The sequence below is a fragment of the Micromonospora sp. NBRC 110009 genome (assembly GCF_030518795.1).
Lineage (GTDB): Bacteria > Actinomycetota > Actinomycetes > Mycobacteriales > Micromonosporaceae > Micromonospora.
In genome coordinates this window covers 1,307,685-1,332,579 of the sequence record NZ_CP130427.1, presented here as the reverse complement: position 1 = coordinate 1,332,579, position 24,895 = coordinate 1,307,685, and the positions used below count along the sequence as shown (strand labels likewise).

Annotated in this window: 24 protein-coding genes; 17 read left to right on the top strand and 7 right to left on the bottom strand. The window is 72.1% G+C overall.

Annotation, left to right across the window (positions count from 1 at the left end; all coding sequences use genetic code 11):
- The first annotated feature begins 223 nt into the window (after positions 1-223).
- Complete coding sequence (locus Q2K19_RS06305; protein ID WP_302768382.1) at positions 224-1,225, top strand: ArsR/SmtB family transcription factor; 1,002 nt, start codon at positions 224-226, stop codon at positions 1,223-1,225.
- 57 nt (positions 1,226-1,282) lie between these two features.
- On the opposite strand, the gene Q2K19_RS06300 is transcribed toward Q2K19_RS06305, so the two are convergent.
- Together Q2K19_RS06300 and cofD are read right to left on the bottom strand one after the other, a co-directional pair.
- Complete coding sequence (locus Q2K19_RS06300) at positions 1,283-2,371, bottom strand: coenzyme F420-0:L-glutamate ligase (protein ID WP_302768381.1); 1,089 nt, start codon at positions 2,369-2,371, stop codon at positions 1,283-1,285.
- Positions 2,368-3,315: a 2-phospho-L-lactate transferase gene (gene cofD, locus Q2K19_RS06295; RefSeq protein WP_302768380.1), complete on the bottom strand. Its 948-nt coding sequence runs from the start codon at positions 3,313-3,315 to the stop codon at positions 2,368-2,370. Before cofD ends, Q2K19_RS06300 begins: the two co-directional genes overlap by 4 nt.
- Before the next feature lie 99 nt (positions 3,316-3,414).
- Between cofD and Q2K19_RS06290 the strand changes: the two genes are divergently transcribed.
- The 8 genes from Q2K19_RS06290 to Q2K19_RS06255 all read left to right on the top strand — a co-directional run bounded on the left by Q2K19_RS06290 (position 3,415) and on the right by Q2K19_RS06255 (position 11,698).
- A complete protein-coding gene (locus Q2K19_RS06290; RefSeq protein WP_302768379.1) occupies positions 3,415-3,591 on the top strand; it encodes a hypothetical protein in 177 nt (58 codons plus the stop codon).
- A complete protein-coding gene (locus tag Q2K19_RS06285) occupies positions 3,588-5,066 on the top strand; it encodes a transposase (protein WP_302768378.1) in 1,479 nt (492 codons plus the stop codon). Before Q2K19_RS06290 ends, Q2K19_RS06285 begins: the two co-directional genes overlap by 4 nt.
- The gene (locus tag Q2K19_RS06280; protein ID WP_302768377.1) at positions 5,063-5,974 is read left to right on the top strand and encodes a hypothetical protein; all 912 of its coding nucleotides are present in this window, start codon (positions 5,063-5,065) and stop codon (positions 5,972-5,974) included. Before Q2K19_RS06285 ends, Q2K19_RS06280 begins: the two co-directional genes overlap by 4 nt.
- Positions 5,975-6,141: 167 nt before the next feature.
- The gene (locus Q2K19_RS06275; protein ID WP_302768376.1) at positions 6,142-8,649 is read left to right on the top strand and encodes a bifunctional FO biosynthesis protein CofGH; all 2,508 of its coding nucleotides are present in this window, start codon (positions 6,142-6,144) and stop codon (positions 8,647-8,649) included.
- 170 nt (positions 8,650-8,819) lie between these two features.
- Complete coding sequence (locus Q2K19_RS06270) at positions 8,820-9,098, top strand: hypothetical protein (RefSeq protein ID WP_302768375.1); 279 nt, start codon at positions 8,820-8,822, stop codon at positions 9,096-9,098.
- 96 nt (positions 9,099-9,194) lie between these two features.
- The gene (locus Q2K19_RS06265; RefSeq protein WP_302768373.1) at positions 9,195-10,592 is read left to right on the top strand and encodes a DUF4331 domain-containing protein; all 1,398 of its coding nucleotides are present in this window, start codon (positions 9,195-9,197) and stop codon (positions 10,590-10,592) included.
- A gap of 10 nt (positions 10,593-10,602) precedes the next feature.
- A complete protein-coding gene (locus tag Q2K19_RS06260) occupies positions 10,603-10,944 on the top strand; it encodes a phospholipase (RefSeq protein ID WP_302768372.1) in 342 nt (113 codons plus the stop codon).
- Between the two features lie 493 nt (positions 10,945-11,437).
- On the top strand, positions 11,438-11,698 hold the full coding sequence (locus tag Q2K19_RS06255; protein WP_013284161.1) for a WhiB family transcriptional regulator: 261 nt from the start codon (positions 11,438-11,440) through the stop codon (positions 11,696-11,698).
- Positions 11,699-11,792: 94 nt separating this feature from the next.
- Here the strand turns inward: Q2K19_RS06255 and Q2K19_RS06250 are convergent, their stop codons facing one another.
- Complete coding sequence (locus tag Q2K19_RS06250) at positions 11,793-12,242, bottom strand: metallopeptidase family protein (RefSeq protein WP_091260118.1); 450 nt, start codon at positions 12,240-12,242, stop codon at positions 11,793-11,795.
- A gap of 154 nt (positions 12,243-12,396) precedes the next feature.
- Between Q2K19_RS06250 and Q2K19_RS06245 the strand changes: the two genes are divergently transcribed.
- A complete protein-coding gene (locus Q2K19_RS06245) occupies positions 12,397-12,768 on the top strand; it encodes a DUF3499 domain-containing protein (protein ID WP_302768354.1) in 372 nt (123 codons plus the stop codon).
- Between the two features lie 107 nt (positions 12,769-12,875).
- On the opposite strand, the gene Q2K19_RS06240 is transcribed toward Q2K19_RS06245, so the two are convergent.
- From Q2K19_RS06240 to Q2K19_RS06225, 4 genes are all read right to left on the bottom strand, one after another.
- Complete coding sequence (locus tag Q2K19_RS06240) at positions 12,876-14,252, bottom strand: NAD(P)/FAD-dependent oxidoreductase (RefSeq protein ID WP_302768352.1); 1,377 nt, start codon at positions 14,250-14,252, stop codon at positions 12,876-12,878.
- Positions 14,252-14,971: a pyridoxamine 5'-phosphate oxidase family protein gene (locus Q2K19_RS06235; protein WP_302768350.1), complete on the bottom strand. Its 720-nt coding sequence runs from the start codon at positions 14,969-14,971 to the stop codon at positions 14,252-14,254. Before Q2K19_RS06235 ends, Q2K19_RS06240 begins: the two co-directional genes overlap by 1 nt.
- Positions 14,956-16,302: an aspartate aminotransferase family protein gene (locus Q2K19_RS06230; RefSeq protein WP_302768349.1), complete on the bottom strand. Its 1,347-nt coding sequence runs from the start codon at positions 16,300-16,302 to the stop codon at positions 14,956-14,958. Before Q2K19_RS06230 ends, Q2K19_RS06235 begins: the two co-directional genes overlap by 16 nt.
- Positions 16,303-16,450: 148 nt before the next feature.
- Positions 16,451-16,963: an Lrp/AsnC family transcriptional regulator gene (locus Q2K19_RS06225; protein ID WP_302768347.1), complete on the bottom strand. Its 513-nt coding sequence runs from the start codon at positions 16,961-16,963 to the stop codon at positions 16,451-16,453.
- Positions 16,964-17,170: 207 nt separating this feature from the next.
- On the opposite strand from Q2K19_RS06225, the gene Q2K19_RS06220 reads away from it, so the two are divergent.
- The 7 genes from Q2K19_RS06220 to speB are packed head-to-tail and all read left to right on the top strand — an operon-like array spanning position 17,171 to position 24,889.
- Positions 17,171-18,355, top strand: coding sequence for a polyamine ABC transporter substrate-binding protein (locus tag Q2K19_RS06220; protein ID WP_302768345.1), 1,185 nt, complete (start codon positions 17,171-17,173; stop codon positions 18,353-18,355).
- A gap of 5 nt (positions 18,356-18,360) precedes the next feature.
- The gene (locus Q2K19_RS06215; protein ID WP_302768344.1) at positions 18,361-19,515 is read left to right on the top strand and encodes an ABC transporter ATP-binding protein; all 1,155 of its coding nucleotides are present in this window, start codon (positions 18,361-18,363) and stop codon (positions 19,513-19,515) included.
- Complete coding sequence (locus tag Q2K19_RS06210) at positions 19,512-20,423, top strand: ABC transporter permease (protein WP_302768342.1); 912 nt, start codon at positions 19,512-19,514, stop codon at positions 20,421-20,423. Before Q2K19_RS06215 ends, Q2K19_RS06210 begins: the two co-directional genes overlap by 4 nt.
- Positions 20,423-21,259, top strand: coding sequence for an ABC transporter permease (locus Q2K19_RS06205; RefSeq protein ID WP_302768340.1), 837 nt, complete (start codon positions 20,423-20,425; stop codon positions 21,257-21,259). Before Q2K19_RS06210 ends, Q2K19_RS06205 begins: the two co-directional genes overlap by 1 nt.
- Positions 21,256-22,677: an NAD(P)/FAD-dependent oxidoreductase gene (locus tag Q2K19_RS06200; RefSeq protein WP_302768339.1), complete on the top strand. Its 1,422-nt coding sequence runs from the start codon at positions 21,256-21,258 to the stop codon at positions 22,675-22,677. The genes Q2K19_RS06205 and Q2K19_RS06200 overlap by 4 nt, the downstream gene beginning before the upstream one ends.
- A complete protein-coding gene (locus Q2K19_RS06195) occupies positions 22,677-23,879 on the top strand; it encodes a saccharopine dehydrogenase family protein (RefSeq protein ID WP_302768338.1) in 1,203 nt (400 codons plus the stop codon). Before Q2K19_RS06200 ends, Q2K19_RS06195 begins: the two co-directional genes overlap by 1 nt.
- The gene (gene speB / locus Q2K19_RS06190; protein WP_302768336.1) at positions 23,876-24,889 is read left to right on the top strand and encodes an agmatinase; all 1,014 of its coding nucleotides are present in this window, start codon (positions 23,876-23,878) and stop codon (positions 24,887-24,889) included. Before Q2K19_RS06195 ends, speB begins: the two co-directional genes overlap by 4 nt.
- Positions 24,890-24,895: the final 6 nt, after the last annotated feature.

The window sequence follows — 24,895 nt, the reverse complement described above, 5'->3', positions numbered from 1 at the left end:
AGTGTCGCCGCAGACCCTCGTGGTGCCGCCCGGTCGCCCGTCCCCCAACCCCCCGGTGGTCGTCGGTGGGACACCTCCGGCCGGGCGGGCAAGGGCAGTCTGCCCAGCCGGCCCGCTCGCCGTCGAGGTTTTTCAGTCCACGCTTAAAGATGGAGATTTGTTCCAGCGGGTAGAGTGCCGGTGGTGGCGGGCGCTCCCTCTGCCCGCCCCGGGAGCGCTCTCCATGCTGAAGATCTACTTCTCGAGCGAGGACATCCTGCGGACCAGGGTGGCACCCGCCGCGGACCCGGTCTGGGAAATGGTCCTCAGCCTGCACCTGCTCCAGGGCCGCGGGCCTGAGCCGCTGCTCCTCGAATGGCGCCGCGCCGTGGCCCGCACCCTGCAGACCGACAGCGGCACCGAACGCTTCCGGCTGCTCTTCGCCCTCAACCCGCCGCGCGGCTACTTCCCCGACTTCCTCACCCCGTACGCCAGCCGCGAGGGTTTCCAGGCGGGGCTGGAGGCCGTCCGCGGCACCCCGGTCGACCTGCTCCGCCGTGATCTGACCGTGCTCGCCGAGGAGAACACTCTGCCCGCTTCGGCCGCCGGGCTGGCCCGGGGCGAGCCCGAGGTGCTGCGCCACCTCACCGACTCCATGACGCACTACCAGGCGTTCGCCATCACCCCGTACTGGTCCCGCATCCAGGCGGCGGTGGAGGCGGACCGGGCGCGGCGGGCCCGGGCCATGCTCGCCGACGGGCCCGAGGGGCTGCTCGCCAGCCTCCGTCCGGGCATGCGGTGGGCGGACGGGGTGCTCGAGGTGCTCGACTACCCGGACACCCGTGAGCTGCACCTGGACGGCCGGGGCCTGCTGCTGGTGCCGTCCTTCTTCTGCGCGCGCATCCCGGTCGCGCTCCTCGACCCCACGCTGCCCCCGGTGCTGGTCTACCCGGTGGACCGGCTCGGTGGGCTCGCGCCCGGGCCCGGTTCCGCCGCCGCCGGCGATCCGGACGCCGCCCGGGAGGCCCTCGCCGCCCTGCTCGGCCGCACCCGGGCCGCCGTGCTGGTCGCCGCCGACGACGGCTGCACCACGGGGGAGATGGCCCGCCGGCTGGGCATCTCGCCCGCCGCGGCCAGCCAGCACACCAGCGTGCTGCGCAACGCCGGGCTGCTGGTCAGCCACCGGGACCGCAACACCGTGCTGCACACCCTGACCCCGCTCGGCCGCGCCGTCCTCGACGCCTGACCGCCCGCCCGCCACGCCGCCAAGATCCGCGCAGATTCCCCGAAAGAGGCGCCTCGGTCAGATGGCCAGGGCGGCGCTGGCGGTGCTGCCGGTGGGGGGTGGCAGCAACGCGGAGGAGACGCCCTCGGCGGCCAGCGCGGTCCGCAGTCGCTGCAGGTCTGCGCCGAACCTCACCAGGTCCGCCTGGTCGACCGGGGTCGGCGGGGCGCCCAGCACGAGAGCGCTGGCGTGCGCGGGCCAGCCGGGCACGCCGGCGACCAGACCGGCACGTACCTCGTCGTCGGTGACGTGGAGGAAAGCGGTGCCGGGCGCGATCACCTCGGCGACCGCGGCGATCGCCCGGTCGACGGCGGCAGGGTCGGCCGGCGTCGGGCCGGGGCCGTCGGGCAGGGTGGCGGCCTCCCGGAGCCCGGCCGCCCTCGCCTCGGCGGTGCCCAACGAGAAGAGGTCCATCGTGGCGTCCCGAACCAGCGCCCGGGCCCCCTCGCCCTCGTCGTCCGGCGGCACACCCAGGTAACCCCGCACGACCGCGACCGGTACCTGGTCGCACTTGCCCTTGATCAGCTCACCGGCGCCGGCCAGCTCGTCGACCACCGCCATCTGGGTCAGCTGAAGCTCGTTGCCGTACGGGTCGATCTCGCCGCGATGGTCGCGGATCGCCGGCATCCCGGCCACCCCGAGCGCCACGTCGGTCAGGCCGTTGCGCCAGGGGCGGCCCATGGTGTCGCTGATGATCACCGCGACGTCCACGTGGTAGCGGTCGCGCAGGGCGGCCCGCAGCGCCCGGGCGGACGCGTCCGGGTCCTTCGGCAGCAGCACCAGGCGGGTCTTGTCCACATTCGAGGCGTCGATGCCGGCGGAGGCCATCACGAAGCCGTGGTGGGTCTGCACGATCCGGGTGGCGCCGCGGGTGGCCACCACCCGGACCGTCTCCCCGGCCAGCACCTCGTCCCGGGCGGCGAGCCGCTCCGGCCCGTCCGCCGGCACGTCGACCAGCCGACCCTCCGCCTTCGACACGATCTTGCTGGTCACCACCAGCACGTCGCCGTCGCGCAGCCATGGCGCCGCGGTGGCGATCAGCGCCGCCAGGTCATCGCCCTCGGTCACGTCGCCGATGCCCGGCACCGGCAGGATCTCCAGCCTCACACCAGCTCCAATGCGGCCCGGACCATCGTCGCCGTGGCCGTCTCGTCCGTCATGCGCAGCGGCACCGACCGCACGATCACCTCCGGCACCAGCGTCCCCTCGTCCTCGGGCGCGACCAGCCAGCCGTCGAGCAGACCGCCGGCCGACCGGGCACCGTAGAGCCCGCCCACCCCGGCCGCGCTGCACTCCGCGCCGACCACGGCGAGACACCGGTCGGCCATGCCGCGGACCGGCGCGCCGCCGATGATCGGCGACACCCCGACCACCGGAGCCCGGCCGTCGGCGACCGCGTCCCGCAGCCCGGGCACGGCCAGGATCGGGGCGATGCTCACCACCGGGTTGCTCGGCGCGATCAGCACCACGTCGGCCGAGCCGATCGCCTCCAGCACGCCCGGCGCCGGCTTCGCCGTCTCCGCGCCCACGAAGACGAACCGGTGCGTCGGAAGCTCCGCCCGGTAGCGCACCCACCACTCCTGGAAGTGGATGGCCCGCTGGCCGCCGTCCAGGTCGACCACCACATGCGTCTCCAGCCGGTCGTCGGTCGCCGGGAGCAGGCGTACGCCGGGCTGCCAGCGGGTGGCGAGCGCCTCGGTCACCTGGGAGAGCGGGTAGCCGGCGTTGAGCATGGTCGTCCGCACCAGGTGGGTGGCGATGTCCTTGTCGCCCAGCCCGAACCAGGTCGGCTCGGCGCCGTACGCGGCCAGCTCGGACTTGACCGTCCAGCTCTCGCCGACTCGACCCCAGCCTCGCTCCCGGTCGGCGCCGCCGCCCAGCGTGTACATCACGCTGTCCAGGTCGGGGCAGACCTTCAGCCCGTGCAGCAGCAGATCGTCGCCGACGTTGACCACGGCGGTCACCTCGGCCCCCACCTCCCGGGCGTACGCCCGGACGCCGAGCAGGAACCGGGCGCCCCCGATCCCGCCGGTCAGAACCACGATGCGCATGGCGTCCATCCTTCCGCACGCGCGGCCGTCGGCCGGCAGGTGTCCGGGGAGCTGTGACGTTGTCGATTTTGTCAGTACACCTGTCTATCGTTGCTTGTTGTGCGTGGCGTCTACCGGATCGGTGATTTTGCCGAGTGGGTGGCGTTGTACCCGCGGCTGGAACGGGTGGAGGATCTGCTGGCGGTCATGAATGCCTTCTCGTGGTGGTTGGACTGGTTCCGGCCCTTCGAGGAGGAACTAGATCTGCTGGACCCGACCGGAGCTGGTCACCGGTGAAGGTCACGCGTATCGCTTACTCTGCCGGCCTGAATCCCGGCAAATACGCAGCGCTGCGAGAGCAGGCTCGCCGATTGGGTCGGGTGCGCAGCGAGGTGTGGCAGCGTTACGGATCGGTCAGTGGGGTCGCGTCTGGGCTGACGGACCGGCAGGTGCGGGACCGGTGGCTGGCTGACGGCACGCACGTCCAGTTCGGGGTGCTGGCGAATGCGTGGAAGGAGACCGTCCGCGACGCGATGGCCGACATCGCAGCGAATCTGGCGGCGGCCAAGGTCGAAGTCCGGCGGGCCATCGGCCGGCGTACCAACGACCCCGTGGAGCGTAAGCGGATGCTGAACGCATTGAAGGCGGACCATTGGGCTGGCGACCGGTTCCTGTCTCGGCTAATGCGCGAACACTGGAAGCGTGGCCGTAGTCGCACGCATACACAGATCGTGGTGCGCGCCGACAACTACAACACCCTCGTCGACCGGCAAGGCCGATTGTGGCTGGCAGTCCCGGGCCTGCAACGCCGCCACATGGTCAAGATCCCGCTGTCGTCGACCGTGGCTCCGAGGGGCACGCTGCGGCTGATCCTGCGCGGTGGCCGGGTGGAGGTGCATTACCAGATCGACGCGTCGCTGATGCGGTCCTCGCAGCGGCCGTGCGGCGACCGGAAGATCGGCGTGGACAAGGGCTACACCGAAGCCCTCACCGATTCAGACGGCGACCGCCACGGCTGCGGCCTGGGTGAGTTGCTAACCGCAGAGTCGGACCGGCTGAAGAAGCGTAACCGTCGTCGGGCGAAGCTGCGCTCGATCGCGAACACCGCGGCCCTCCGCGGAGACCACGCGAAGGCGCACCGGATCAAGGCCAACAACCTCGGCACCGCGAAGCGGGACCGGCAGGCTGCCCGGCACCGGGCGCGGGTGCGTACGGAGACCTTCACCGCGGTGCACCGGGTCGTGGACAAGGCCGCCACCGTGGTCGCCGAAGACCTCACCAAGACGTTCGCCGGACGCCAGAAGCTCGGCAAGAACATCATCCGGCGCTTGGCCGCGTGGACCAAAGGGGTCACCGCGGAGGCGCTGGCAAGTGTGTCGGAGCGCAGAGGTTCTGCGCTCGTGCACGTCAACGCCGCCTACACCTCACAAACCTGTCACCGCTGCGGCCGGCTCGGCCGACGCGGCGGGGACAAGTTTCACTGCACCTGGTGCGGGGTGGTGTGGCAGGCCGACGTGAACGCCGCGATCAACGTCCTGCAGCGAGCAAGCGACCCCGACATCGCCCTGCGCACCCCGCACCTCAGGGTGAAGCAGATCCTGCAGGATAGGACCGATCGCCACCGGACCAGACTGCCGGTCCAGGACTCCAGCCCGGGCCACCACCGAGCGGAGAGCGAAACATCCGAACCGCTCAGCAATGAGCAACCAGTAGGAAGCAGACTACGCTCACTTCGGCAACTGTCCGTTTTCGTCCCCAGGGGGAGTTCGTGACCAGCCCCGCCGAGCCCGCGTCCGGCGACGCCACGCAGGCCAGCCAGGTGACCAAGCCACTGCGCGAACTGGCCGCGCTCGTCCTGCTCGGCGCCAACGCCGTGCTGCTCTTCGTCGGCCTGCTCCGCCTGCTGGTGCCGACGAACGACTACAGCACCATCACCGGCCGGGCGGGGACCACCTTCTTCATCTTCATCGGCGTCGAGTCGGCCGTGCTGCCGCTGCTGGCCGTCCTGCTGGCCACCCACGTACGTCCGGTGCTGGCCAGGGCGAAACTGATCACCCAGGCGGCCCTCGGTGAGTACGCCTTCGCCGCCCTCTTCGGTGCGCTGACCTTCCTGATCTCGCTCGTCGGCCGGCTCGCCGACGGAGACGTGCTGGAAGCCTTCCGCGACATGCTCGCCCAGGTGGCCTACTTGGCGATCTTCGGGATCGCCGCGTTCGTGGTGTTCCGGATCTGGCGCACCCTCTACTTCGTCCCGAAGCCCAAGCCGCAGCCCGGGCTGTACGGGCAGCCGCAGCCGGGCTGGCCGCAGCAGCCGGGCGGCTACCCGGTCCCCGGCCAGGGCGGCTACGTGCCCGGCGGCCACCCCGGCCAGCCCGGTGGCTACCCGGTGCCCGGCCAGTACGGCCCGCCGCAGTCGGCGCCGCCGTTCAACCCCGCCCCGCCGCACGCCCCGCAGTCGGGGCCGCCGTTCGGCGCCCCGCAGTCCGCACCGCCGTTCGGCGCCCCGCAGCCCGGGCCCCCGTTCGGCGGCCCGCACCCGGCGCCGCCGTTCGGCCAGCCGCCGTCGGCCGACCCGACCCAGGCCATCCCGCGCCAGCCGGCCGACCCGGCTCAGCCGTCCGACCCGGACAGCGACCGTACCCAGCGCTTCGACCGGGACGACCCGAACCACCCCCGCTGACCGCCCCCCGCGCCCGCGGCGCCAACGTGGCGACAGATTCACGGAAAGAGTGGCCTCCCGGCACCGGGAGGCCACTCTTTCCGTGAAAGTGCGCCAACGGCGTGCCGGGTCGCGGCGGGTGGGCGGGGTCGGGCGGGCGCGGGACGTCCAGCGCCTAGGCTGGACGGATGGTTGATCGCATCGGGTCCGTCCCGACCGAGGCGAGCGTCCGGCGGGCGCTGCGCCGGGCCGCCACCGGGCGGGCGCTGGACGTCGACGAGGCGAGCGCGCTGCAGAGTGCGCGCGGCCCCGCGCTGGACGAGCTGCTCCGGGTCGCTGGCGAGGTACGCGACGCCGGGCTGCGCGAGGCCGGCCGGCCGGGCGTGGTCACCTTCTCCAAGAAGGTCTTCATCCCGCTGACCCGGCTCTGCCGGGACCGCTGCCACTACTGCACCTTCGCCACGGTGCCGCACCGGCTGCCCGGCGCGTACCTGGAGAAGGACGAGGTCCTCGCCATCGCCCGGGAGGGCGCCGCCCAGGGCTGCAAGGAGGCCCTGTTCACCCTCGGCGACCGCCCCGAGGAGCGCTGGCCGGCGGCCCGGCGGTGGCTGGACGAGCGCGGCTACGACTCCACCCTCGACTACCTGCGCGCCTGCGCCGTGGCGGTGCTGGAGGAGACGGGCCTGCTGCCCCACCTCAACCCGGGCGTGCTGTCCTGGTCGGAGCTGCAACGGCTCAAGCCGGTCGCGCCGAGCATGGGCATGATGCTGGAGACCACCGCCACCCGGCTCTGGTCGGAGCCGGGTGGCCCGCACTTCGGCTCGCCGGACAAGGAACCCGCCGTCCGGCTCCGGGTGCTCGACGACGCCGGCCGGGTCGGGGTGCCGTTCACCACCGGGATCCTGATCGGCATCGGGGAGACCCCGGCCGAGCGGGTCGACGCGCTCTTCGCGATCCGCCGCGCGCACCGGGAGTACGGCCACCTCCAGGAGGTGATCGTGCAGAACTTCCGCGCCAAGCCGGACACGGCGATGCGCGGCATGCCCGACGCCGAGCTGCACGACCTGGCCGCCACCGTGGCGGTGGCCCGGGTGCTGCTCGGCCCGCGGGCCCGCATCCAGGCCCCGCCGAACCTCATCGCGGGGGAGTACGACCTGCTGCTGCGCGCCGGCATCGACGACTGGGGCGGCGTGTCGCCGGTGACCCCGGACCACGTCAACCCGGAGCGTCCCTGGCCGCAGCTCGACGAGCTGGCCCGGCACACCGCCGCGGCGGGCTTCACCCTGCGCGAGCGGCTCACCATCTACCCGGAGTACGTCCGGGCCGGCGACCCGTGGCTGGATCCGCGCCTGCTGCCGCACGTCACCGCCCTGGCCGACCCGGAGACCGGCCTCGCCGTCGAGGCGGCCCGCCCGGTGGGGCGGCCCTGGCAGGAGCCGGAGGAGGTGTTCGGCGGGCGGATCGACCTGCACGCCACGATCGACACCACCGGACGGAGCGGGGACCGGCGCGGCGACTTCGACAGCGTCTACGGCGACTGGTCGGCGGTGGCGGGCAAGGTGGCCGTCCCGGCGACCGGGTCGAGCGACCCCGACCTGCGGGCCGGCCTGCGGCTGGCCGCCGACGACCCGGCCGCGCTGCTGGAGCCGAGGCACGAGGAGGCGGCGCTGGCGCTCTTCGGCGCCGACGGGCCGGCGCTGGACGCGCTGTGCCGGATCGCCGACGACGTGCGCCGGGACGCGGTCGGCGACGACGTGACCTACGTGGTCAACCGCAACATCAACTTCAGCAACGTCTGCTACGTCGGCTGCCGGTTCTGCGCCTTCGCCCAGCGGGAGAGCGACGCGGACGCGTACCGGCTCTCGGTGGAGCAGGTCGCCGACCGGGCCGAGGAGGCCTGGGCGGCCGGTGCCAGCGAGGTCTGCCTCCAGGGCGGGATCGATCCGAAGATGCCGGTCACCGGCTACGCCGACATCGTCCGCGCGATCAAGGCCCGGGTGCCGGGCATGCACGTGCACGCGTTCTCCCCGATGGAGATCGTCACGGCCGCGGCGAAGGCGGGCGTGCCGGTGAAGGAGTGGCTGGGCCAGCTCCGCGACGCCGGCCTGGACACCATCCCGGGCACCGCCGCGGAGATCCTCGACGACGAGGTGCGCTGGGTGCTCACCAAGGGCAAGCTGCCGGCCGCCGCCTGGGTCGAGGTGGTCAGCACGGCTCACGAGCTGGGCATCCGGTCCAGCTCCACGATGATGTACGGCCACGTCGACCACCCCGGACAGTGGCTCGCCCATTTCCGGGTGCTGGCCGGCGTGCAGGATCGGACCGGGGGCTTCACCGAGTTCGTGGCGCTGCCGTTCGTGCACACCAACGCGCCGATCTACCTCGCCGGCATCGCCCGCCCGGGGCCGACCTGGCGGGAGAACCGGGCGGTGCACGCGATGGCCCGGCTGCTGCTGCACGGCCGGATCGCCAACATCCAGTGCTCCTGGGTGAAGCTCGGCGACGAGGGGACGGTGGCGATGCTTCAGGGCGGCTGCAACGACCTGGGCGGCACGCTGATGGAGGAGACCATCTCCCGGATGGCCGGCTCGGGCAACGGCTCGGCCCGCACCGAGGAGCAGCTCCGGGCGATCGCGGCGGCGGCGGGTCGACCGGCCCGCAAGCGGACGACCGCGTACGGTCACGCCGGCGCGTAGCGTCGAACCTTTCCCCGCCGCCGCCCGTACCAGTGGACGCCGGCGGCGGTTGCGGCGAGGGCCGCCGCCGGTGACCCCTCACCGGGGGACCCGGCGGCGTCCGCCACGGCGGACCTGCCGGGTCTCCCGCCCACCGCGGGCGCTGCGGCGCCGGCCCGGAAAGGTTGCCCATGACCAGTGATCAGCGGAAGCGGCCCTGGCCGCGACTGACCCGCCGGCAGACGTTGACCGCCGCCGCGAGCGCCACCCTGGGCGCCGCCGCCCTCACCGTGCCGGGCCTGTCCGCCGCACAGAACACGCCTACCGCGGGCCGCCGTGACGAGCCGATCGTGGTGCACCTCCGCGACGCGGCCTCCGGCGCGATGGACGTCTTCGTCGGCACGAAGCGGATCCAGGTACGCGACCGCGGCCTGGCGGACCGGCTGGTGCGCGCCGCCGGTCGGCGCTGACCGTCCGCGTCGCCGTCGGCGGCGCGGCCCCTCCCGGCGCGGGCTCTCGGCGCCGGTCTTCCCCTCGACTTCATTTCGACGAAGGTGTGGTCCGCCATGTCCTCTCACCGCGAAGCCCCGGAGATAGCCAAGGATCCGGTCGCCGACAGCTCCGACCTGTACGCGTTCGTGAGCCCGAGCCGGCCCGACACGGTCACGCTGATCGCCAACTACGTGCCGGTGCAGCTCCCCTCCGGCGGCCCGAACTTCTTCGAGTTCGGCGACGACGTCCGGTACGAGATTCACATCGACAACGATGGTGACGGTTATCCGGATGTCACCTATCGTTTCGAATTCACCACCGAGATCACGAATCCGAACAGTTTTCTCTACAACACCGGACCCATCGAGTCGCTGGACAGCAAGAACTGGAACCGGCGGCAGTTCTACCGGTTGACCCGGGTGGCGGACGGCCGGGCGCACCTGCTGGCGCACAAGCTGGCCTGCCCGCCCTGCAACGTGGGTCCGCTCTCCACGCCCAAGTACCACGACCTCGTCCGCCAGGCCACCTACCGCCTGTCGACGGGGGAGAAGGTCTTCGCCGGGCAGCGGGCGGACGGCTTCTTCGTCGACCTGGGCGCCATCTTCGACCTCGGTACGCTCCGCCCGTTCCAGCAGCTCCACGTCGCGGGCAAGAAGCTCTTCAAGACCGAGGGCCAGCCGGTCAACGCGCTGGACCGGACGAACGTGCACAGCATCGCGGTGCAGGTGCCGCTTTCCCTGGTGCGCCGCAAGGCCAGCCGGTACGGCTACGCCGACCGCGCGGCGACGATCGGCGTGTGGACCACGGCGTCCCGCCAGCAGGTCCGGGTGCTCGGCGACCGGGTGGCCGCGGACACCGCGGCCGGCCCCTTCACCCAGGTGTCCCGGCTGGGTAATCCGCTGTTCAACGAGGTCATCGTACCGATGTCCAGGAAGGACCTGTGGAACACCCTGCCGCCCTCGGAGGACAAGCGGTTCGCCCAGTTCGTCGAGCACCCCGAGCTCGCCGCCCTGCTGCCCGCGCTCTACCCGGGTGTCTTTCCCAACCTGGACGCGCTGAACAAGTCCCGGAAACCCCGGGCCGACCTGGCGGCGATCCTGCTCACCGGCATCCCGGCCGGCCTGATCGACGGCTTCGCCAACACCACCGGGGACGTCCAGGCGGACCTGCTGCGGCTGAACACCGCCATCCCGCCCACCCGCAAGCCGAACCGGTTCGGCGTGCTCGGCGGTGATCTGGCCGGCTTCCCGAACGGCCGGCGGGTCGGTGACGACGTGGTCACCATCGCACTGCGGGCGATCGCCGGGCTCACCGTGCCGCTGGTGGACAAGACGTTCAAGCCGGACGCGGCGGCGGCCGCGGTCACCCCGGGCCTGAGCGCCGCCGACGTGACCGCGCCGTTCCTCGGCGACTTCCCGTTCCTCGGCACCCCGTACGACGGGTTCAACAACCCGCCGGCGAAGAAGTCCTGAGGAGCGGGCCGTGCACCGGCATCAGCACACTCTCGGGCCGTCGGAGAGCGGCAGCGTCGTGCTCGACCTGGGTGGTGACTCCGGCGCGCTGATCATCTACACCGGACGGGAGCTGCACGGGCGGGAGATCGAGATCAGCCGGGCCGACCGGGAGGGGCGGCGCACCCATTCGGCGGTACGGGAGCGCCACGTCCGCGACGGGGTGTTCCACAGTGCCGTCTACCCGGATCTGGAGTCGGGTCTCTATACCGTCTGGTGGGACGAGGGCACCCCGGCCGGGGCGATCTCCGTCGCCGGTGGCGCCGTCGCCGAGTTTGTCTGGCCGACCAGCTCACCGCCGGGGGCGAGCTGACCGCACCCGCCCGGCCCACGGTCGCGCCCCGTGCATCACGTGGACGGGGCGCGCTCGGCGTTTCCGGGCTCGACGGGCGGTTCTGCGGAAGCCGGGTTAACCTTTGCCCCACCACAATGCTGATCTTGGACGGCGTCGCGACGGCCGCCCGGGTACGGCCCGCCGGAGCCTCCCGCGGGGGCCTCCGACGGTGTCCGCACCGGGTACGCCACGGCGAAAATCTCGGGCAACTCGCCGGGGAGGGCGTTACTCGTCCGGGGTCTGAATCGATAGGGCAGGTTGCGAGGCTCGGGCGGCCGGATGGTCGTCCGGAACGTGTCGGGAGGGCGACTCCATTATCAAGTTTGGCTTGACGGCGCACGCATTACACGCGTGTAATTTGAATGGGGTTGTTCGTTCGGAACACAACAAATTGGGTGCGGACGGACAAGCACGCCTTTCGCGTGGGGGGTTGCAGCGGCGATGACGCCGGTGCGCGACAAGGAGGCAATGGATGGACGGCCAGCTCGAGGTGGCCGACCTGCTCGGAAACGCGCCGGAGTGGCAGGAGCGGGCGCTCTGCTCGCAGACCGACCCGGAGGCGTTCTTTCCCGAGAAGGGCGGCTCGACCCGTGAGGCGAAGCGCATCTGCTCGCGGTGCGAGGTAAAGACGGAATGCCTGGAATACGCCCTGGGTCACGACGAGCGGTTCGGGATCTGGGGCGGGCTCTCGGAACGGGAGCGGCGCAAGCTGAAGCGGCGGGTCGCGGCCTGACGCGTACGGGCCGGGGCGGTGGGGGCCGCCCGGGCTCGGGCCCGACGACTCGGCCGGTGGGGGCCGGCCGGTCATCGGGACGCGGTTGGGCGCCTCAGGCCAGCTCGTCGGGGTCGACCCCGAGCAGGTTCGCCACCTGCTCGATGATCACGTCGTGCACGAGATCCGCGAGGTCCTCGCGGTCCATCGCGCGGAACTCCAGCGGTCGCCGGTAGAGCACGATCCGCGGCGGCACCTCCTGCCGGCCCGGGCGTCCGGGCAGCAGCCGGGCGAGCGGCACCTCGCCGTCCTCCAGCACGTCCGAGTCGTAGACGTTCAGGTCCGGCGGGACGTCCTCGACGGCGAACTCGACCCCGGCCAACTCCTTGGCGAAGCGGCGTTCCAGCGTCTCGACCGTGTCCAACACCAGGTCGTCGAAGACCTCGGCCTTGGTCCGGGCCAGCGGTACGGTGGCCGGCACAAGCCGCCCTCGCAGGCCGCGGCCGTGGCGGTCGCGGTGGGTGCGCCGGCCGGAGCCGGGGCGGCGGTTTTCCGGGCTCGTCATGACGCAAAGGGTAGCCCGCGCCGCCTGCCCGCCCGCCGTCGCGCCGTCGGTGCGGCGCGCCGGTGCGCCGATCGGACGAATTGTGATCACCATGACGGGCGTGTCGCAACGCGAAGCGGTGCGCCGGACCCGGTAATGGGGATACCCTGCCGCCGTGAGGTCACCACGGCGCTGCTCCCGTAACGGCTGCCCCCGGCAAGCGGTCGCCACATTGACCTATGTCTACAACGAGTCCACCGCCGTGGTGGGCCCGTTGGCGGCCTTCGCCGAGCCGCACACGTACGACCTCTGCGAGCCGCACGCCCGCAACCTCACCGCGCCGCGCGGCTGGGACGTGGTCCGGCACGAGGGCGAGTTCGAGCCGCCGCCGCCCACCACCGACGACCTGGTCGCCCTGGCCGAGGCCGTCCGCGAGGCCGCCCGCCCCGCCCCGCCCCGGCCGCCCGAGGACGACCAGGCCGTCGGGCAGGGCCCGCAGCAGACCGGCCGCCGCGGCCACCTCCGCGTCATCCCCCCCACCCACTGACCCACCGGGTCGGCGCCCGACGTCCGCGTCGATCAAGACGTTCGCGTCATCCGGAGCGCGACTCCTGACGCGAACCTCTTGATCGACAGCCCCGGGGTGGGCTGCCGTCAGTGGCCGAGGAGGCGGGAGAAGGCGGCGGCGCGGCGGGCGGGGCGTCCGGTCCGTAGCTCGGCCTCGTCGGCGGAGAACATGACCTTGAGGCCGGCGTTGACGGCGAGCCAGCGCAGGGGTTCGGGCTCCCACCTCGGCGAGCGGTGGTTGACCCAGGGGAGCGAGGTCAGCTCGCTCGCCTCGCCCCGGATCAGGTCGGCGAGGGTGCGGCCGGCCAGGTTGCTGGTGCCCACGCCGTCGCCGACGTACCCGCCGGCCCAGGCCAGGCCGGTGCCTCGGTCAAGCCCCACCGAGGCGGCCCAGTCCCGGGCGACGCCGAGCGGGCCGCCCCAGGTGTGGCTCACCGGCACCTCCGGCCCGAGGACCGGGAAGAGGTCGCCGAGGACCCGGCGCAGCGCGGCGAAGACCTGAGGCTCCCGGTCGTAGCCGGGACGGACCCGGGAGCCGAAGTGGTAGGGGGCGCCCCGCCCGCCGAAGGCGAGCCGGCCGTCGGCGGTGCGCTGGCCGTAGATGATGACGTGCCGGTAGTCGGAGAAGGTCTCCCGCTCGGCCAGCCCGATCTGCGCCCAGGTCGACTCGGGCAGCGGCTCGGTGGCCACCATCAGCGAGTACACCGGCGCGACGACCCGCCGTTGGCCGGGCAGGGTGGGCGTGAAGCCCTCGGTCGCCCGGACCACCACCGGCGCGCGGACCACCCCGGCGGGGGTCACCGCCGCGCCCGGACGTAGGGCGGTCACCGGGGTTCGCTCGAAGATCCGGACGCCCCGGCGTTCCACCGCCCGGGCCAGGCCGCGGACCAGCTTCGCCGGGTGCACGGCGGCACAGTGCGGGGTGTACGTGCCGCCGCGTACCCCGTCGGCCGAGCAGCGGGCGGTCGCCTCGGCGGCGTCGAGCAGCACCAGGTCCGCGTCGGCGAGTCCGTGCTCGCGGGCCTCGGCGACCGCGGCCCGGGCCCGGCCGAGCTGGGCCTCGGTGCGGGCCAGCACCACCGTTCCGCCGGCCCGCCAGTCGCAGTCGATGCCCTCGGCGGCGACCACCCGGCCGACCTCGCGGACCGTCTCCTGCATGGCCTGCTGCATGGCGAGTGCCCGGTCCCGGCCGTGCCGGCGGGCCAGCGCGGGCAGCGAGGTGGGGAAGAGCGCGGAGCACCAGCCGCCGTTGCGCCCGGAGGCGCCGTACCCGGCGATCTCCTTCTCCAGCACCACGATCCGCAACGCCGGGTCCGCCGCCGCGAGATAGTACGCCGTCCACAGCCCGGTGTAGCCGGCCCCGACGATCACCACATCGGCGTCGGTGTCCCCGGCCAGGCCGGGGCGCGGGGTCAACGGCCCGTCCACGCTGGACAGCCAGTAGGACAGCTCCTGGTAGCGCATCACCACTCCGGTGGGGGCAGGTCGTGGCGCAGCCGCGGATCGGGCTGCGGAATTCCGTACGCCTCGACGACCGGCACCACCCCGGCCCAGACCGGCCGGTCGAGGTCGTCCTCGGGGTCGTCGGGCGGGCCGGCGCTGACCTTCACCGAGCATTCGTCCAGCGGCAGGGCGAGGACCAGGGTGGCGGCCAGTTCCTTGGCCGACGGTGGCCGGATCTCCGCCCAGCGCCCGGGGAGCAGGTGCTCGGAGAGGCGGGCCAGGGCGGCCAGCTTCTCGGCGCCGTCCAGCACGGCGAGGCGGCCGAGCACCATCGCGCAGCGGTAGTTCATCGAGGACTCGAAGGCGCTGCGGGCCAGCACGAGGCCGTCCAGCAGGGTCACCGTGAGGCAGGCCGGGGCGCCGGCGGCGAGGTGCCGGAACAGCCGGCTGCCGGTGGACCCGTGCACCAGCACCCGCTCCCCGTCCCGGGCGTACGCGACGGGCAGCGCGTACGGCTGGTCGCCGTCGGCGATGGCCAGGTGGGCGACCCGGCCGGCGTCGAGCACGGCGTGCAGGACCGACCGGTCGTGGACGGCGAGATCGGGCAGGCGGCGTACCCGGGTCCGGTCGGTGGCCCCGACGGCGGCCGGGTCGACCGCGGCGGCGACGGGACGGGGCCGGGACCCGTCGCGGGTCCCGGCCCCGTCCGGCCCTGAGCCGCCGGTCAGAGGCGCGACCATGCCTCGGTCAGCACGGCGCGCAGGATCTGCTCGATCTCGTCGAACTGCTGCTGCTCGGCGATCAGCGGCGGGGCGAGCTGCACCACCGGGTCGCCGCGGTCGTCGGCGCGGCAGTAGAGCCCGGCTTGGAACAGCGCGGTGGAGAGGTAGCCGCGCAGCAGCCGCTCGGATTCGGCGTCGTCGAAGGTCTCCCGGGTCGCCTTGTCCTTGACCAGTTCGATGCCGTAGAAGTAGCCGTCGCCCCGGACGTCGCCGACGATCGGCAGGTCGGTGAGCTTCTCCAGGGTGGACCGGAACGCGGCCTCGTTGGCGCGGACGTGTCCGACCAGGTCCTCGCGGGCGAAGACCTCCAGGTTGGCCAGGGCCACCGCGCAGGAGACCGGGTGGCCGCCGAAGGTCACCCCGTGGGCGAACATGCCGGTCTCGGTGAGGAACGGCTCCATCAACCGGTCGCTGGCGATCATCGCGCCGAGCGGGGCGTAGCCGGAGGTGATGCCCTTGGCGGTGGTGATGATGTCGGGCTGGTAGCCGTACCGGGTGGCGCCGAAGTACTCGCCGAGCCGGCCCCAGGAGCAGATCACCTCGTCGCTCACGAGCAGCACGTCGTACGCGTCGCAGATCTCGCGGACCCGCTGGAAGTAGCCGGGCGGCGGCGGGAAGCAGCCACCGGAGTTCTGCACCGGCTCCAGGAAGACCGCGGCGACCGTGTCCGGCCCTTCCCGCTCGATGGCGCGGCCGATCTCCTCGGCGGCCCAGCGGCCGAACGCCTCGGCGTCGTCGCCGTGCTCCGGGGCGCGGTAGAAGTTGGTGTTCGGCACCTTGATGCCGCCGGGCACCAGCGGCTCGAAGTCGCTCTTGATGCCGGGCAGCCCGGTGATGGACAGTGCCCCCATCGAGGTGCCGTGGTACGCGATGTACCGGCTGACCACCTTGTACTTGTTCGGCTGGCCGGTGCGCTTGAAGTAGGCCCGGGCCAGCTTCCACGCCGCCTCGACGGCCTCGGAGCCGCCGGTGGTGAAGAAGACCCGGTTCAGGTCGCCGGGGGCCAGCGCGGCGACCTTCTCGGCCAGCTCGACGGCGGTCGGGTGGGCGTACGACCACAGTGGGAAGAAGGCCAGTTCGGCGGCCTGCTTGGCGGCCGCCTCGGCGAGTTCGGTCCGGCCGTGGCCGGCGTTGACGACGAAGAGCCCGGCGAGTCCGTCCAGGTAGCGGCGGCCCTGCGAGTCCCAGACGTACGCGCCCTCGCCGCGGACGATCGTCGGTACCTCGCCGGCGGAGTAGCTGGCCATCCGGGTGAAGTGCATCCAGAGGTGGTCGGTGGCGTTGGCCATGTCAGCCCCATCGGGTCTCGGGCCGGTCAGGGGTGACACCGGCCGCTCTGCCCACGGTTATCCCACAGGCAATGCCGATAAGGCAAGCGTCGGGGGCAAACGGCAACGGATTCAGCAAGCAGGGTTTGTCACCGCAACGGAATCCGTATCAGGCGGTGCCCCAGCTGTAGGTCTGCTTGCGCAGCTTGAGGTAGACGAACGCCTCGGTGGAGACCACGCCCGACACCCCGCGCAGCTTCTGGAGGATCTCCAGCAGGTGCTCGTCGTTGCGGCAGACCACCTCGGCCAGCAGGTCGAACGAGCCGGCGGTGATCACCACGTAGTCGATCTCCTCGAACTCGGCGAGCCGGTCGGCCACGGTCTCCAGGTCGCCGTCGGTCCGCAGGCCGATCATGGCCTGGCGGGGGAAGCCGAGCTGGAGCGGATCGGTCACCGCGACGATCTGCATCACCCCGGCGTCGAGCAGGCGCTGCACCCGCTGCCGGACCGCCGCCTCGGAGAGGCCGACCGCCTTGCCGATGGTCGCGTACGGGCGCCGACCGTCCTCCTGGAGCTGTTCGATGATCTGCTTGGCCACGTCGTCGAGCAGAGCGTGGCTGGCCCCCTCACGCACCGTGATCCGGCGTGCGCCGTTGCCGCTCTCCAGCTGCCGGTTGACCATCGTCGCTCCCCATGTCCGAATCGTTGCCGCTGAGCGTAGTGCTTCGGCGCAGTCTGGCGTATTTCGTGGTCTCAGGCTATTCCCACAACGGAATCCCTTGTAAGGAAGGTCACCTCATGTCAGGATCAGTCGTCCATCGCCATTGACCCTCCCGCCGGCGCGCCACCCCCGTCCCGCCGCCGACGATGACCCCCCTTAGGAGTCGTCATGCGTAGTCCCCTCCGGAGCCTCACCCGGCGCGGTCTGCTCACTGGCACCCTCGGCTCGGCCGCTCTGCTCGCCACCGCGGGCACGTTGGCCGGCTGCGGCACCAAGGGTGCCCAGCAGACCGAGGCCGGCTGCAAGAGTGATGACCTCTCCGCGACGGAGAAGAAGATCGCGTTCTCGAACTGGCCGCAGTACATGGACGTGGACGAGAAGGATGAGTCCAAGCGGCCGACGCTGGACGCGTTCATCGCCAAGTCCGGCATCCAGGTGACCTACACCGAGGACGTCAACGACAACAACGAGTTCTTCGGCAAGGTGCAGAACCAGCTCGCCGGCTGTCAGGCCACTGGTCGGGACATCATGGTCCTCACCGACTGGATGGCGGCCCGGATGATCCGGCTCGGCTGGGTCCAGAAGCTGGACAAGGCGAAGCTGCCCAACGTCGAGGCCAATCTGCTGCCCTCGCTGCGCGGCCGCTCCTTCGACAAGGACGGCCAGCTGGCCGTTCCGTGGCAGTCCGGCCTCGCCGGGCTCGCCTACAACGCCAAGGTGACCAAGGAGATCCGCACCGTCGACGAGCTGCTCACCCGCCCCGACCTGAAGGGCAAGGTGACCGCGCTGTCGGAGATGCGCGACACCATGGGCCTGCTGCTGCAGTCCAACGGCCACGACCCGGCGAACTTCACCGCCGCGCAGTTCGACGACGCGCTGGCCAAGCTGAAGCGGGCCGTCGACTCGGGCCAGATCCGCAAGTTCACCGGCAACGACTACTCCCCGGACCTCAACAAGGGGGACATCGCCGCCTGCGTCGCCTGGTCCGGCGACGTCATCCAGCTCGGCTTCGAGAACGAGAACATCAAGTTCGTGCAGCCGGAGTCCGGCGTGATGCTCTGGTCCGACAACATGCTGGTGCCGAACAAGGCCAGCCACAAGGCGAACGCCGAAGAGCTGATCAACTACTACTACGACCCGGCGGTCGCCGCGAAGCTCGCCGCCTACGTCAACTACATCTGCCCGGTGCAGGGCGCGCGGGCCGAGATGGAGAAGATCGACCCGGACCTGGCCAAGAATCCGCTGATCTTCCCCGATGACGCGACGCTGTCGAAGTCCAAGGTGTTCATGGCCCTGGACGAGAAGCAGGAGAAGGAGTACGAGACCAAGTTCCAGCAGGTCATCGGGGCGTGAGAACGATGGGACACGAGACACCGGCCGGCGATCTGCGGCTGGCCAACCTGACCAAGCGGTTCGGCGTCTTCACCGCGGTGGACGACCTCAGCCTGACCATCCCGCAGGGCTCGTTCTTCGCCCTGCTCGGGGCGTCCGGCTGCGGCAAGACCACCACGCTGCGGATGATCGCCGGGCTGGAGGAGCCGACCAGCGGGCAGGTGCTGCTCGGTGACCGGGACATCGCCGGGCTGCGGCCGTACAAGCGGCCCGTGAACACCGTGTTCCAGAGCTACGCGCTCTTCCCGCACCTCGACATCCACGAGAACGTGGCCTTCGGGCTCCGGCGGCGCGGCATCCGCAAGGTGACCGACCAGGTCGAGCGGATGCTGGCGCTGGTGCAGCTCGAAGGCTACGGCCGGCGCAAGCCCGCCCAGCTCTCCGGCGGGCAGCAGCAGCGGGTCGCGCTGGCCCGCGCGCTGATCAACCACCCGCAGGTGCTGCTGCTGGACGAGCCGCTCGGCGCGCTCGACCTGAAGCTGCGCCGCCAGATGCAGATCGAGCTGAAGCGGATCCAGACCGAGGTCGGCATCACCTTCGTGCACGTCACCCACGACCAGGAGGAGGCCATGACCATGGCCGACACGGTCGCGGTGATGAACGCCGGCCGGATCGAGCAGCTCGGCGCCCCGGCCGACCTGTACGAGTTCCCGGCCACCGCGTTCGTGGCGAACTTCCTCGGCCAGTCCAACCTGCTCGCCGGCGAGGCGGCCGGGCGCAGCGGGGACGACGTGCTGGTCACCGCCCACGGCTCGCGCTTCTCGGTGCCCGCGGCCCGGGCCCGGGTGGACCGCGGGCCGGTCTTCCTCGGGGTACGCCCCGAAAAGCTGCACCTGGTCGACGACCCCGCCGACGTGCCGGGCGGGCACCAGCACGTCGGCGGCATCGTCACCGACGCCTCGTACGTCGGGGTGAGCACCCAGTACCTGGTGCGGACGGCATGGGGCAGCGAGCTGTCGGTGTTCGCCGCGAACAGCGGGGTCGGCGGCCGGCTCTCCCTCGCCGCCCCGGTGACCGCGCACTGGGACCCCCGGCACGCCTTCGTGCTGCCCCGCGGCTCCGGTGAGGACGACCAGACCGCCCCACTGCTGGACGAGCCGCCGGTGGGCGTGGCGTCATGACCGCGCTGGCCCACGTACCGACCTCGACGGGGGAGCCGGCCACGCCGCCGGCACCCCGGCGGGGGCGGTTCAAGCTGCTGCCGTACCTGTTGCTGCTGCCGGGCGCGGCCTGGCTGCTGGTCTTCTTCGCCCTGCCACTGCTCCAGCTCGCCGCCGCCAGCCTCTACGACCCGGCCGGATCCCTCTCCACCGGGTACGCGATGACCTGGGCGTTCGGCAACTACCCGGACGCGTTGCAGGCGTACTGGCCGCACTTCGTCCGGTCGTTCGCCTACTCGGCGATCGCGCTGGTGCTGGCCCTGCTGATGGGCTACCCGCTGGCGTACGCGATCGCGCAGAAGGCCGGCCGGTGGAAGAACCTGCTGCTGGTCGCCGTGGTCGCGCCGCAGTTCACCAGCTTCCTGGTGCGCACGCTGGCCTGGAAGACCATCCTGTCGGACAACGGCTGGCTGGTCGGGCTGCTGCGCGACGTGCACCTGCTCGGGCCGGACGGCCGGCTGCTGGCCACCCCGTTCGCGGTGGTGCTCGGCCTGACGTACAACTTCCTCCCGTTCCTGGTGCTGCCGCTGTACGCGAGCCTGGAGCGGCTCGACTACCGGCTGCTGGAGGCGGCGAGCGACCTGTACGCCAGCCCGCTGCGGGCCTTCCGGAAGGTCACCCTGCCGCTGTCCATGCCCGGCCTGATCGCCGGCACGCTGCTCTTCTTCATCCCGGCCACCGGTGACTACATCAACGCCGAGCTGCTCGGCACCCCGAACGAATACATGATCGGCAACGTCATCGACTCGGCGTTCCTGGTCCGGTTGGACTACCCGCAGGGCGCCGCCCTGTCGTTCCTGCTGATGGCGGCGATCCTCGCGATCGTCTTCGTCTACCTGCGCAAGGCCGGCACGGAGGAGGTGTTGTGATGCGGCGCTGGATCGCCGATCGGTGGGTGATGGGCGTGGCCCTGCTCGTCCTCGGCTACCTCTCCCTGCCCATCCTGGTGGTCGCCGGGCTCTCCTTCAACCGGCCGTCCAGCCGGCTGTCGTACGACTTCAACGAGTTCACGCTGGACAACTGGACCCAGCCGTGCGCCACCGCGGACATGTGCGACGCGGTGGTGCGGAGCATGGAGATCGGCCTGATCGCCACCGTGGTCTCCACCATCCTCGGCACGCTGATGGCGTTCGCCCTGGTCCGGCACGGCTTCCGCGGCCGGTCCGGGATCAACGGCCTGATCTTCCTGCCGATGGCCACCCCCGAGCTGGTGATGGGCACCTCGCTGCTCGCCCTCTTCGTCTCCGCCGGGGTGCCGCAGGGCTTCTGGACCATCGTGATCGCGCACGTGATGTTCTGCGTGTCGTTCGTGGTGGTCACCGTGAAGGCCCGGCTCGCCGGCATGGACCGGCGGCTGGAGGAGGCCGCCATGGACCTGTACGCCAGCGAGTGGCAGACCTTCCGGCGGATCACCCTGCCCCTGGTGCTGCCCGGCATCGTGGCCGCCGCGCTGCTGGCCTTCTCGCTCAGCTTCGACGACTTCATCATCACGAACTTCAACGCCGGCACCACCGTCACCTTCCCGATGTACGTCTGGGGCGCCGCCCAGCGGGGCATCCCGCCGCAGGTCAACGTCATCGGCACGGCGATGTTCGTGATCGCGCTGGTGCTGGTTGGCGCCAGCACGCTGCGCGGCCGGCGGGCGCGCCGGGCGGCGCTGGTGGCGCCCGCCGCGGCCGTCGGGGCGCCGACGAGCGCGTCATGAACCTCCCGCATACCGGCCGGGCGCTGGCTGACGCCGCGCCCGTGCCGTACTGGCTGGACCGACCGGAACGCCCCGACCCGCTGCCGCCGCTGACCGGCCCGCACGACGCCGACCTGCTGGTGGTCGGCGGCGGGTACGCCGGCCTCTGGACCGCGCTGCTCGCCAAGGAGGCCGACCCGGACCGCGACGTGCTCCTGGTCGAGGCGGGCACCTGCGGCTGGGCGGCGTCCGGGCGCAACGGCGGGTTCTGCGCCGCCTCGCTCACCCACGGCCTGGCCAACGGCGTCGACCGGTTCCCGGGCGAGATCGCCGAGCTGGAACGGCTCGGCCGGGAGAACCTGGACGCCATCGCGGTCACCCTCGACAAGCACGGCATCGACTGCGACTTCGAGCGCACCGGCGAGCTGGCGGTGGCCGTCGAGCCGTACCAGCTCGCCGGGCTCGCCGAGGACGCCGAGTTGGCCCGCCGGTACGGCCACGACGTCCGACTGCTCGACCGCGACGAGGTACGCGCCGAGGTGGCTTCCCCGACGTATCTGGGCGGGATGTGGGACCGGGACCGGGTGGCCATGCTGGACCCGGCGAAGCTCGCCTGGGGGCTCCGCCGTGCCGCCCTCGACCTGGGCGTACGCCTGCACGAGCAGACCCGGGTCACCGGCCTGCGCCACGACGGCGGCGCGCTGCGCGCGGCCACGGCCGGCGGCCCGGACGGGGCACCCGGTGCCGTCCGGGCCCGGCAGGTCGTGCTCGCCACCAACGCGTTCCCGCCGCTGCTGCGCCGGCTGCGCGCCTGGCTGGTGCCGGTCTACGACTACGCGCTGATGACCGAGCCGCTGTCGGCGGCGCAACGCGAGGCGGTCGGCTGGGTGAACCGGCAGGGGCTGGCCGACGTCGGCAACCAGTTCCACTACTACCGGATCACCGCCGACGGTCGGATCCTCTTCGGCGGCTACGACGCGATCTACCACTACGGCAACCGGATCGCCCCGGAGCTGGAGCAGCGAGAGGCCACCTTCACCGCCCTGGCCGAACACTTCTTCACCACCTTCCCGCAACTGGAAGGGCTGGCGTTCAGCCACCGCTGGGGCGGGGTGATCGACACCTGCACCCGGTTCTGCGCGTTCTTCGGCACCGCCTACGAGGGGCGGCTCGCGTACGCGGGCGGGTTCACCGGGCTCGGCGTCGGAGCCACCCGGTTCGGCGCCCGGGTGATGCTCGACCTGCTCGGCGACGAGGAGACTCCGCTGACCCGGCTCGACCTGGTCCGGAGCAAGCCGCTGCCGTTCCCGCCGGAGCCCTTCCGGGCCGCCGGCATCAACCTCACCCGCTGGTCGCTCGCCCGCGCCGACGCGCGGGAGGGGCGCCGCAACCTCTGGCTCCGTACTCTCGATCATCTTGGACTGGGGTTCGACTCCTGATGCGTATCCTCCTCGTCGGCGCCGGTGGCGTCGGCTCCGCCGCCGTATCCATCGCCGCCCGCCGTTCCTTCTTCGAGACCATGGTGGTCGCCGACTACGATCTCGACCGCGCGTCGCTGGCGGTGGCCGGCCACGGCGACCGGTTCGTCGCCGCCCGGGTCGACGCCTCCTCCGCCGAGGCGGTCGCCGCGCTCTGTAGGGAACACCGGATCACCCATGTGCTCAACGCGGTCGACCCGCGCTTCGTCATGCCGATCTTCGAGGGCGCGTTCGCCGCCGGGGCCGACTACCTGGACATGGCGATGTCGCTGTCCCGGCCGCACCCGACCGCGCCCCACGCGGAGACCGGCGTGAAGCTCGGCGACGAGCAGTTCGCCGTGGCCGAGCAGTGGTCCGACGCCGGCCGGCTGGCGCTCTGCGGCATCGGCATCGAGCCCGGCCTCTCCGACGTGTTCGCCCGCTACGCCGCCGACGAGCTCTTCGCCGAGATCGACGAGATCGGGGTACGCGACGGGGCGAACCTCACCGTCGACGGCTACGACTTCGCGCCCTCGTTCTCCATCTGGACCACCATCGAGGAGTGCCTGAACCCGCCGGTGATCTGGGCGGCCGACCGGGGCTGGTACACCACCCCGCCGTTCTCGGAGCCGGAGGTCTTCGAGTTCCCCGAGGGGATCGGCCCGGTCGAGTGCGTCAACGTGGAGCACGAGGAGGTGCTGCTGATCCCGCGCTGGGTGAAGGCGAAGCGGGTCACCTTCAAGTACGGCCTCGGTGACGAGTTCATCGAGGTGCTGAAGACCCTGCACAAGCTCGGCCTCGACTCGACGAAGCCGGTTCGGGTGGGCGGCGCCTCGGTTTCTCCCCGCGATGTCGTGGCCGCCTGCCTGCCCGACCCGGCCACGCTCGGCGACCGGATGCGCGGCAAGACCTGCGCCGGCACGTACGTGACCGGCACCGGCCCGGACGGCCGGCACCGGAAGGTCTACCTCTACCACGTGGTCGACAACGAGTGGTCGATGAAGGAGTACGGCCACCAGGCGGTGGTCTGGCAGACCGCGATCAACCCCGTCGTCGCGCTGGAACTGCTCGCCACCGGCGCCTGGTCCGGCACCGGCGTGCTCGGCCCCGAGGCGCTGCCCCCGGTACCCTTCCTCGACCTGCTGACCAGCTACGGCTCGCCGTGGGGGATGGAGGAGCGGTGACCCGCTACGGTCCCATGTTCGGACCCGACATCACCTTCCTCGGGGTGCCACCGTGCACCCTGGAGGAGCCGGTCACCTACGCCGACGCGGACGTGGTGATCGTCGGGGCGCCCTTCGACGGCGGCACCTCGCACCGGCCCGGCACCCGGTTCGGCCCGTCCGCCATCCGCCAGGCCTGCTACCTGCCGCACGACGGCTCCCGCCCATCCCTCGCGCTGCGGGTGGACGGGTTGCAGGACCTGCGCGTCTACGATGCCGGTGACGTGGAGATGTTCTCCGGCGACATCGAGCGGTCGCTGTCGTCGCTGGAGACAGCGGTCCACGCGGTCGCCCGCGCCGGCGCCATCCCGATCGTGCTGGGCGGGGACCATTCGATCGCCCTGCCCGACGCCACCGGGGTGGCTCGGCAGCACGGGTTCGGCCGGGTGTCGCTGGTGCACTTCGACGCGCACGCCGACACCGGGGACATCGAGTTCGGCTCGCTGCACGGGCACGGCCAGCCGATGCGCCGGCTCATCGAGTCCGGCGCGGTCCGCGGCGACCGCTTCCTGCAGATCGGCCTGCGCGGCTACTGGCCCGGCCCGGAGACCCTGTCCTGGATGGCCGACCAGCGGATGCGCTCGTACGAGATGACCGAGGTGGTGGCCCGAGGGCTGGACGAGTGCCTCACGGAGGCGTTCGGGATCGCGACCGACGAGTGCGAGGGGGTCTTCCTCTCCGTCGACGTGGACGTGGTCGACCCCGGCATGGCCCCCGGCACCGGCACCCCGGAACCCGGCGGGCTGACCTCGCGGCAGCTCCTCGACGCCGTCCGCCGCTGCTGCTACGAGCTGCCGATCGTCGGGGTGGACGTGGTCGAGGTCGCCCCGCCGTACGACCACGCCGACATCACCGCCTACCTGGGCAACCGCGTGGTCCTGGAGGCGTTGTCGGCGATCGCCCGCCGCCGCCGCGACGCCGCCGGCGGCCCCCCCTGGAACCCCCGCCAACCCCTCCTCGACGCCCGCTGAGGGTTT

Excerpts from the sequence above, each read along its gene's own strand:
- Q2K19_RS06200 (WP_302768339.1), top strand. The coding sequence starts at position 21,256 with ATGAACCTCCCGCATACCGGCCGGGCGCTGGCTGACGCCGCGCCCGTG.
- Q2K19_RS06210 (WP_302768342.1), top strand. The coding sequence starts at position 19,512 with ATGACCGCGCTGGCCCACGTACCGACCTCGACGGGGGAGCCGGCCACG.
- Q2K19_RS06305 (WP_302768382.1), top strand. The coding sequence starts at position 224 with ATGCTGAAGATCTACTTCTCGAGCGAGGACATCCTGCGGACCAGGGTG.
- Q2K19_RS06275 (WP_302768376.1), top strand. The coding sequence starts at position 6,142 with ATGGTTGATCGCATCGGGTCCGTCCCGACCGAGGCGAGCGTCCGGCGG.
- Q2K19_RS06250 (WP_091260118.1), bottom strand. The coding sequence starts at position 12,242 with ATGACGAGCCCGGAAAACCGCCGCCCCGGCTCCGGCCGGCGCACCCAC.
- Q2K19_RS06235 (WP_302768350.1), bottom strand. The coding sequence starts at position 14,971 with ATGGTCGCGCCTCTGACCGGCGGCTCAGGGCCGGACGGGGCCGGGACC.
- Q2K19_RS06195 (WP_302768338.1), top strand. The coding sequence starts at position 22,677 with ATGCGTATCCTCCTCGTCGGCGCCGGTGGCGTCGGCTCCGCCGCCGTA.
- Q2K19_RS06270 (WP_302768375.1), top strand. The coding sequence starts at position 8,820 with ATGACCAGTGATCAGCGGAAGCGGCCCTGGCCGCGACTGACCCGCCGG.
- Q2K19_RS06255 (WP_013284161.1), top strand. The coding sequence starts at position 11,438 with ATGGACGGCCAGCTCGAGGTGGCCGACCTGCTCGGAAACGCGCCGGAG.
- Q2K19_RS06205 (WP_302768340.1), top strand. The coding sequence starts at position 20,423 with ATGCGGCGCTGGATCGCCGATCGGTGGGTGATGGGCGTGGCCCTGCTC.
- Q2K19_RS06240 (WP_302768352.1), bottom strand. The coding sequence starts at position 14,252 with ATGCGCTACCAGGAGCTGTCCTACTGGCTGTCCAGCGTGGACGGGCCG.
- Q2K19_RS06225 (WP_302768347.1), bottom strand. The coding sequence starts at position 16,963 with ATGGTCAACCGGCAGCTGGAGAGCGGCAACGGCGCACGCCGGATCACG.
- Q2K19_RS06215 (WP_302768344.1), top strand. The coding sequence starts at position 18,361 with ATGGGACACGAGACACCGGCCGGCGATCTGCGGCTGGCCAACCTGACC.
- Q2K19_RS06220 (WP_302768345.1), top strand. The coding sequence starts at position 17,171 with ATGCGTAGTCCCCTCCGGAGCCTCACCCGGCGCGGTCTGCTCACTGGC.
- cofD (WP_302768380.1), bottom strand. The coding sequence starts at position 3,315 with ATGCGCATCGTGGTTCTGACCGGCGGGATCGGGGGCGCCCGGTTCCTG.
- Q2K19_RS06230 (WP_302768349.1), bottom strand. The coding sequence starts at position 16,302 with ATGGCCAACGCCACCGACCACCTCTGGATGCACTTCACCCGGATGGCC.
- Q2K19_RS06265 (WP_302768373.1), top strand. The coding sequence starts at position 9,195 with ATGTCCTCTCACCGCGAAGCCCCGGAGATAGCCAAGGATCCGGTCGCC.